The following is an 8026-nucleotide window of genomic DNA, read 5'->3' as shown; positions in this document are numbered from 1 at the left end:
GGGCCCACCCCACCGCCCGTGGGGCCCGCTCCCGCCAAGGCACAGGGGGTGGCATCCGACGGCGCGCAGGCCCCCGCGGCGCAGTCACCTGCCGAGAAGGCGCCCACGGCCAGCCTGGGAGCAGCGCCCGTCGCCGTGAAGCCGGCAGGCGAGGCTCCGTCGCCGGTGACGGATGGAGAGAAGGCGCGAGTCGCCGCAACGGAGCCTGGCGCCGCGGTGGACTCCAGCGCCGCGAAGCCGTCGGGCCCCGCGGTGGCGCCAGGCGCTGACTCCGGCGCGGCGGAGGCCGCGACCGATGAGGCCGATGCGCCCGCGTTGGAGCCGCTGGAGCCCGGCACGCCGATGGTCGCCGAGGACGCCTCCGAGCAGGGCGAGGCCACGCGCGACACCGTCGAATCCGAGTCCGCCGAGCTGGAGGAGCTGCGCGCCCTGGAGGGCGCCGCGCTGGACCCGGCGTCGCGTTCCACCGCCGAGGTGATGCAGTCGCTGCGGCGGCTCGGGCTCGCCAACCCGCTGCGGATGCGCATGCTGGACGCGCTCGACGAGCACACCTTCCGCGAGGACGAAGCGCTGCCGGAGATTCCGCTCATCACGGACCTGGCAACCTTCGACGTGCGGCAGATTCAGGACCGCTACGACATCCCGGTGGAGATGCAGCCGCTGGTGGCCCAGTACGTCCAGTTCTTCCAGGGCCCCGGCCGGCGCTGGTTCCGCAAGTGGATGTCGCGCGCGGCCCGGTACGTGCCGGTGATGCACCCCATCCTGGAGCAGTACGGCCTGCCGAAGGACACGGTGTACCTGGCGATGATTGAGAGCGGCTTCTCCGCGCACGCCTATTCGTGGGCGCACGCGGCGGGGCCGTGGCAGTTCATCTCCAGCACCGGCAAGCAGTACGGGTTGAAGCAGGACTTCTGGGTGGACGAGCGGAGGGACCCCATCAAGGCCACCCACGCCGCGGCGTCGTATCTGAAGGACCTCAAGCGAGAGCTGGGGCACTGGTACCTGGCGTGGGCCGGCTACAACACCGGCTCCGGGCGCGTCCGGCGGATGGTGGCGCGGCACGGGACGACGGACTTCTGGCTCCTGTCCGAAGAGCGCGGGCTGGCGAAGGAGACGAAGCACTACGTGCCCAAGCTGATTGCCGCGGCGCTGGTGGCCAAGCACCCGGCGGCGTTCGGCTTCAAAGAGAACGAGTTCGACCCCGAGCCCGTGCTCGACTTCGACGAGGTGCAGCTCACCGACGCGGCGGACCTGGACGTCCTCGCCCGCGCGGCCGGCGTGTCCGTCAAGGTGGTGCAGGACCTCAACCCGGAGCTGAAGCGCTGGTGTACCCCGCCGGCGACGGCCAAGAAGCCCTACACGCTCCGGCTCCCCAAGGGGGCGGGGACGCAGTTCGCGGACAACTACAAGCGCATCAGCCCCGCGGAGCGGCTCACCTTCCGCATCCACAGGGTGAAGCGCGGCGACACCCTGTCTCAAATCGCGGAGAAGTACGGCACGGCGTCCGAGGCCATCCTCCAGATGAACCAGTTGAAGTCGGCCCACAGGTTGCGCGTGGGCGGGGAGCTGGTGATTCCGATTCCCGCCGGCAAGCGCTCGGGCGGCGCGCTGGCGACGAAGGTGGCGCAGGCCCGCCGCAGCGGCGTGGTGGTGCGGCCCGAGGACGAGGTCCCGGCGGGCACGCCCAAGGGCCCGGTGGCCGCGGGTCCCGTGAAGAAGGAGACCATCAACGGGCGCACGCGCGTGACGTACGGCGTGATGTCCGGCGACAGCCTCTGGGTGATTGCGAACAAGTTCAACGTGTCGGTGGACTCGCTGAAGCAGTGGAACAACCTCAAGCGGCGCAACCCGACGCTCCAGGTGGGCTCCACGCTGTTCGTCTGGCCCGACGGCAACACGGCCACCGCCAGCGTGCAGGAGCGCGGCGGCACGGTGCTGGCGAAGCACTCGGTGAGCGTCGCCAGGCCCGCGGGCAAGGCCGGCAAGGTCCACGCGCTGGCGGAGGGCGAGACGCTCTGGTCCATCGCGCAGCGCTACGGCGTCAGCGTGGACGACATCATGCGGTGGAACAAGATCAAGGACCACCGCACCCTCCCCACGGGGAAGGTCCTGCTCCTCAGCGCGCCGTAGCCTCCGGCGCGACGGGACGACGCGCACGGAGTCCGCACGGGCTGGCTTCGGGCGAGTGATTTGCACAGACGCGGAGGATGACCTCATCCATCTCGCCGACGAGCACCCGCCTTCCCGTCCTTCCACCTGACGTCACGGACGCGCCGCCTCCGGTTTCCATTGGGAAGTCCACCCGCGTCCAGCGCGCGGTGGATGCGCGTCCACCGTCCGGGACGCCCCTGCCCCTGGAGGGCGTGGACCGGCTCGCGCGCACCCCAGCGCCCCCTGCCAACGCGCGCTTCACCGGGCTGCCCCAACTGGCGGACGTCGCGTCAGGGGCCCAGGTTCTGGGCGCAGGTAGCCAGGGCGAGGGCCTCCGCGCCGTACAGGCCGCCCTGCTCGACCTGGGCTTCGCCCTGCACGGCGGCGCGGACGGGCGCCACGGCCCGCACACCGCCCGAGCGCTGCGGAACTTTCAGGTCCATGCCTCGCGCACCTTCCCCGCCGTCCTCCCCACGGGCGCCCTGGATGCCGCCACGCTGCGCGCACTGGATGCGCTGGCGCCAGCGCCAGGGGCACGTGGGCAGACACGGGGACTGCCTTCCGCCTTCTTCGACGGACAGCAGGTCCGCGTGGTGGTGGCCCTCCGGGAGCACCGGACCTTCCTCTTCGACACCCATGGGCAGCTCGTGGACATCTTCCCCAACGCCACGGGCGCCGCGGCCTCCCCGACCCGCACCGGGCTCAAGGTGGTCCGCACGAAGCTGGATCAACTGGCCACCGAAGCGGCCGGCGCACGGCTGTGGAACGACCGCCACGTCTTCGGCGTGCGCATGCTCGACCTCTCCTGGGCGGATGGCCGGCACTCCGGTGAGGAGCTGCACGGAACGAACGCCCCGGCCCTCCTGGGCACCGACGTCTCGCACGGCTGCATCCGCCACTCGAACGAGGCCGTGCGCGTGCTGCACGACGCGCTCTCCGTCGGCGACCGCGTGGCCGTCGTGGAGCACGTGGACGACCCGCACCTGGGCGTACCGCGCCCCGTGGCGTGAGCCCGTGCTTCGCCTTGAAGCGAAGCCCAGGCCGAGAAGCCCCGCGTCAGTTGCCGGGCGCGAAGCGGAACAGGCTGGCCGCGAAGTACAGGCTGTCGCGCTGGAAGACGCCCTCGCCCGGCGTGCCCTTCTCCAGCTTGTCCTGAACCCGCTTGGGCAGGTTGGCGTAGAGGTCCTGCCCCAGCAGCTCCTCGATGCGGTCCACGGGCACGCGGTGCGAGTCGAGCAACGGAAGGATGTCCTCCTTCTTCGACGGCCCGTCCTTCGCGTTGGGCACCAGGTACGCGTACATGGTGAGGCCGCCGTTCGGCAGCTCGTGGAGGACCGTCTTGAAGTTGTGCGTGGGGATGGCGAGGCGGCGCTCGCCCGCGCCCGTCGTCTCCCGCTGCGCCGGCGGCACCGGCTGCCCCTGGTCATCCAGGTACAGGTTGCCGGTGAGGATGTACGCCTTGCCGCCCTGCGAGTTCACCAGGCCCGAAACGCCCTGCTCCAGCGTGCGCCACACCTGCTGGTTGTGGTTGCCGTGCTGCGGGGCGATGTTGCTCATCTGGTGACTCTCGTTCATCGCCTCCTGCGTGGGCGAGTCCTCCGCCGGCTTCATGTGGCCGCGGTCGAAGCCCGTGTTCGTGTAGTCGGAGTCGGTGACGCCAGCGCGGCCCAGCTCGGGGTCGCGCACGAAGGTGCTCTCCAGACGGCTCACGCCCGCGGGCGTCTCCTGGACGTCCGCCGCGGACAGCATGTAGCTCACGAAGGTGGGCACGTTGGCCCCCTGGTCCAGCGCCAGGCGCGCGTACTCCTTCACCAGGCTCAGGCCATTGGCGCCAGGCGCCCCCTCCGGACGCAGCGGATCCAACTCACCGGCCGCTTCGGCCACGCGGCTCTGCAGCGCCGCCATCTGCTGGTCCGGCACCCAGCGGGTGTCCGCGTGCTTGCCGGCCTTCGAGGCCTGGATGAACGCGTCCAGCTCCTCCGCGCTGAGCTGGCCGTCGGCGTTGCCACCCAGCAGGTCCGCGCGCCGGGCCACCGTGGCCTGCCAGCCGCCCTCGAAGGCGTCCACGTCCACCGCAGTGCCATTCCCCTGCGCGAGCTTCGCGTCCAGCGCGGAGCGCTTCTGCTGAAGCGCGGTGGACGTCAGGTACTGCCCGTCCTCGGGCGCGGCCAGGTAGCGCTCCAACTCCGCCGCGGACACCGCCCCGTTGCCATTGCGCGACTTGACGCCGCTCGCGGCGTCCGCCGCGTTCATCAACCCCACCTGCCAGCTCTCATCCGTCCAGCCGAACTTCTCCTGGAGCTCGCCAATGGGCACCTCGCGGGCCGTCGAGCGTCTCCAGCTCCCTCCCGGCGTGGTGACGGCATTGAGGGGCGAAGCGGCCGATGCCGGGCGCGGGGGAACGACTCGCGTCGAGGTGGGTCGCAGCGTCATCCTGAATGTCCTCGGGGCCGACGAGGAGAAACACGAGGTGGGGCCCCGCCTCCCATCGTCGGCCGTTCGCCGCGCCAAGTTGCGTCACGGCTCCGTTTTCTTACGAAGAAAAAGAATCCAGGGGTCGCTTCGCACCTGGATACCCGCCTAACCCTTCTTTCCGGGGGCTTTTGACGGGCTCAGGGCCTCGGGGCCCGCCTTCTGGAGGGCCTGGACAATCCGAGCCTCGGCCTGGAGCCGCTCCACGTAGTCCGAGGACAGCCCGGCCTCCTCCGCCGACAGCGCCAGGGTGACGAGGAAGGCCTCGCTCACGAGCCCCTGGGCGGGCGTCGCGGGAGCCGCGGGCGTGAAGACGTGGGCGCTGAGCACGGCCCCGGTGAAGGTGCGCACCTTCACCTGCCGGACGTCGGTGGCGCCCGCCATCGCCGACTCCAGGCGGACCAGCGCGTCCCAGGCGTCGGTGGGAACGCGGCGGAGCATGCCGGGGAGCTTGCGGCCCGGCGCATCCACCAGCCGGGCCACCTTCCCGCCCCAGGCCGCTGACGCCACGTCATAGACGACGTCCACGTCGAGCGCCTCGGCCAGCTCGCCCTCCAGCACGTCGGGGATGGGCGGGAGCCCCGGGAGGCGCTCGCGCGCAATCACCGGGGCCAGGTCGAGCGAGTACGCGAACCAGGAACGCGGAGCAGTGGGGCCAGCAGCCATGCCCCCAGTCTCAGCGGACCGTGCGCCCAGGACAAGCGCCTGGGCGTGAGGCGGCCAAGGCTACTGCGACTCCAGCAGCGCCTTCAGCTCGCGCACGCGCCGGGTGATGTAGTCCCGGTCCAGTTGGCGGAAGCCCTCGGGCAGCAGCTCGCGGCTGGTGCACTCCTGCACCGCCACCAGGTTCTGCAGCTCGATTTCCAGCGGGTAGCTGGGGGGCACGAAGTCCGCGAGCACCGCGGCCAGGTCGTCCTTCGTCACCCCCTCGCGGCCCTCCGCCAGCGCGCGGAACTTCGAGCGCACCATGACGGCTTCGATGTCCGCGCCGCTGAAGGCGCGCACGCCCTCCGGAATCAGCGTGGAGAAGGACTCGACGCCGTCCACGGACACGCCCGTCTTCTTGGACATGACCTGGAACAGCTCGTCCCGCTCCGCGTCCGTCTGCGGGTAGAAGAGCGCCAGGTGCTCCTCCGCGCGCCCCTGCCGCTTGAGGTCGATGGGCAGCAGGTCCGGCCGCGCCGTCATCAGGAACCAGACAATCTTCCCGCGGTAGAACGTGTTGCCCATGAACGAGGCGATGGAGCCGAACACGCGGCTGCTCGTCCCGGAGTCCCCGCCGGAGTCGCGGTTGCCGAGGAACGTGTCCGCCTCGTCAATCATCACCGCCACCGGCCACAGGGCCTTGAGCAGGTTGAAGATCTTCTCGAGGTTCGCCTCGGTGACGCCCTGCCACTGGCTGCGGAAGTTGAGGAACTTCACCACGGGGATTCCAATCTCCCCGGCGAAGCAGCTCACCATGAACGTCTTGCCCGTGCCCACGGGGCCCGCCAGCAGGTAGCCCATGGGCATGACCTCCAGGCGCCCCTTCTTCAGGGCCGCGGCGGCCTGCCGCAGCATCTGCTTGGCCTTGGCGTGTCCCGCCACCGCGTCCAGCGTGTGCACTGGCTCGATGAACTCCAGCAGGCCGTGGCACTCCGCCTGGATGATTTCGCGCTTCTTCTCCTTGAGCAGCTCGGAGGAGATGCGCACCTCGCGCTCGAGCGCCTCGGTGAGCACCCGGTCCAGGTTGATGCGGGACAGGCCCGCCGTCATCTTCGCCAGGCCCGCCAGCGGCACGTCCGACACCGACTGGAGCCGCTTGCCCTCCAGCTTGTAGCGCACGTACTCCAGCCGCTCCTCCTCCGTGGGCAGGGGCAGCTCGATGGGCGCCACGTACGGGTTGCGGCTGATGCGCGGCGACACGTCCGCCAGGTTCTCCGCCAGCAGCACCACGGACACGTCGGCCGCGAGGAACTGCGGGTCATGCGCCCACTTGTCCAGCGTGGCCACCACGAAGCGGTCCTCGCTGGAGAGGTGGCTCATCTCTCCGCCGGGGACGAGCGTCTCCGCGAAGTCGATGATGAGCGCCAGCGAGCGGCCCTCGCTCAGGCGCATGCGCATGAAGTTCTCCAGAATCTGGAGCGCGCGGCCCGGATCGCGCGGCATGACCTTGGCGTAGTCGGTGCCGTACAGGGCGTCGTAGCCCGTCATGGCCCGCTGCAGATCCTTCTGCGTCTCCGGCGTCGCGGAGCGGATGCCGGAAGAGCGGTCATAGAAGATGACGTGGTCCCTGCCGCCAAAGAGCTCCTCGGAGAGGAACGTCTTGAGCGTGCCGAAGCCGCGACCGCCATCCTCCAGTTGCAGGGGCTGCAAATCCCGCACGGCCCCGTACAGCAGGAAGGCGCTGACCGTCTTCGTGTAGTACTTCCGGGCCAACTGCTGGGCCCAGCGAGGGAGATCCGCCAGGGGATCTGCCTTGCTCACCTTGCGCACCTTGCTCACGAACTCCCGCCTCCTCTCGCGCTAACGGCAGCGCGGCTGCCGCTTGAGGGAAACGCTCGCCGTGGCCGGCTCATTGCCTGGCGCCGCGTCCGGGACGTCCACCTCCGCCTCGTTGTGGCACTTCAGCTTCAGGGTGAGCTGCCGCGCGCTGGGGGACACCTGCACGACGGCGGGCGTGGTGGCGCCCATGTCCTTGCCGTCCACGAAGATGGTGGCACCGGCCGGCTTGGACTCCACCTTCACCGACACCCGCGTCACCAACGGCTCCAGCTTGAGCGACACCTCCACCGGCCCGGCGCCGGACACCGGCACCCGCTTGGACGCCGGCTTGTGGCCAGGCGCACTCACCTCCACCACCCACTCCGAGCCGTTGAGGGGCACATCCTTGATGTAGGCCGCCACCTTGCCCTGCTCGCGCACCACCCGGCCATCCACCTTCACCTCGGCCGTGGCGGGCTCCGTCGTGAGCACCAACGCCGCGGTGCGGACCAGGCTCTCCAGCACCGCCTGCACGGGCGTGACGTCCTTGCCCGCGGCGACGTCCACCGTCTTCGTGAAGGTGTTGTAGCCCTCCGCGCTCACCACCACCATGACCTTGCCGGCGGGCACCTCGCGCAGGAGCGTCGCGCTGCCACCCTCCAGGGGCACCAGTTGCGTGTCCAGGCGCACCTGCAGGCGGCCGCGGACCTCCGAGGGCACGCCCTGCAGGTCCACCAGCACGTAGCCCACACCGGGCCCGGACATCGCCCAGCCAATCAGCGCCAGCACCAGCACCGCGACCGCGCCAATGCCGCCGAAGAGCACCTTCCTCGGGATGGGCGCACGGCCGCCCACGGGCGGCATCGCGCCGGTGGGCCGCGCCGGGGCGTCCACGTCGTCTTCATCGTCGTACGCGGGGGCCACCGGCGCGGGCGGGGCC

6 protein-coding genes are annotated in these 8026 nt (G+C 70.7%); 2 read left to right on the top strand and 4 right to left on the bottom strand.

Annotated features, from left to right (window positions below; translation table 11 throughout):
• On the top strand, positions 1-2130 hold a 2130-nt coding region (locus G4D87_RS29080; RefSeq protein WP_240358695.1), incomplete at its 5' end, for a LysM peptidoglycan-binding domain-containing protein.
• 77 nt (positions 2131-2207) lie between these two features.
• A complete protein-coding gene (locus G4D87_RS29075; protein ID WP_163785968.1) occupies positions 2208-3161 on the top strand; it encodes a L,D-transpeptidase family protein in 954 nt (317 codons plus the stop codon).
• Positions 3162-3207: 46 nt separating this feature from the next.
• Here the strand turns inward: G4D87_RS29075 and G4D87_RS29070 are convergent, their stop codons facing one another.
• The 4 genes from G4D87_RS29070 to G4D87_RS29055 form a co-directional block, all read right to left on the bottom strand.
• A complete protein-coding gene (locus G4D87_RS29070) occupies positions 3208-4662 on the bottom strand; it encodes a DNA/RNA non-specific endonuclease (RefSeq protein ID WP_163785967.1) in 1455 nt (484 codons plus the stop codon).
• Between the two features lie 69 nt (positions 4663-4731).
• Complete coding sequence (locus G4D87_RS29065; protein ID WP_163785966.1) at positions 4732-5289, bottom strand: gamma-glutamylcyclotransferase family protein; 558 nt, start codon at positions 5287-5289, stop codon at positions 4732-4734.
• 60 nt (positions 5290-5349) lie between these two features.
• Complete coding sequence (locus G4D87_RS29060) at positions 5350-7107, bottom strand: ATP-binding protein (protein WP_163785965.1); 1758 nt, start codon at positions 7105-7107, stop codon at positions 5350-5352.
• A 21-nt stretch (positions 7108-7128) separates the two neighbouring features.
• Positions 7129-8026 (bottom strand): PEGA domain-containing protein (locus G4D87_RS29055; RefSeq protein WP_163785964.1); only part of this gene is annotated, 898 nt, incomplete at its 5' end.

It is taken from the genome of Myxococcus vastator (genome assembly GCF_010894475.1).
In the GTDB taxonomy this organism is placed as follows: Bacteria; Myxococcota; Myxococcia; order Myxococcales; family Myxococcaceae; genus Myxococcus; species Myxococcus vastator.
The sequence above is the reverse complement of the archived record's forward strand: the minus strand, read 5'-3'. Positions and strand labels throughout refer to the sequence as shown.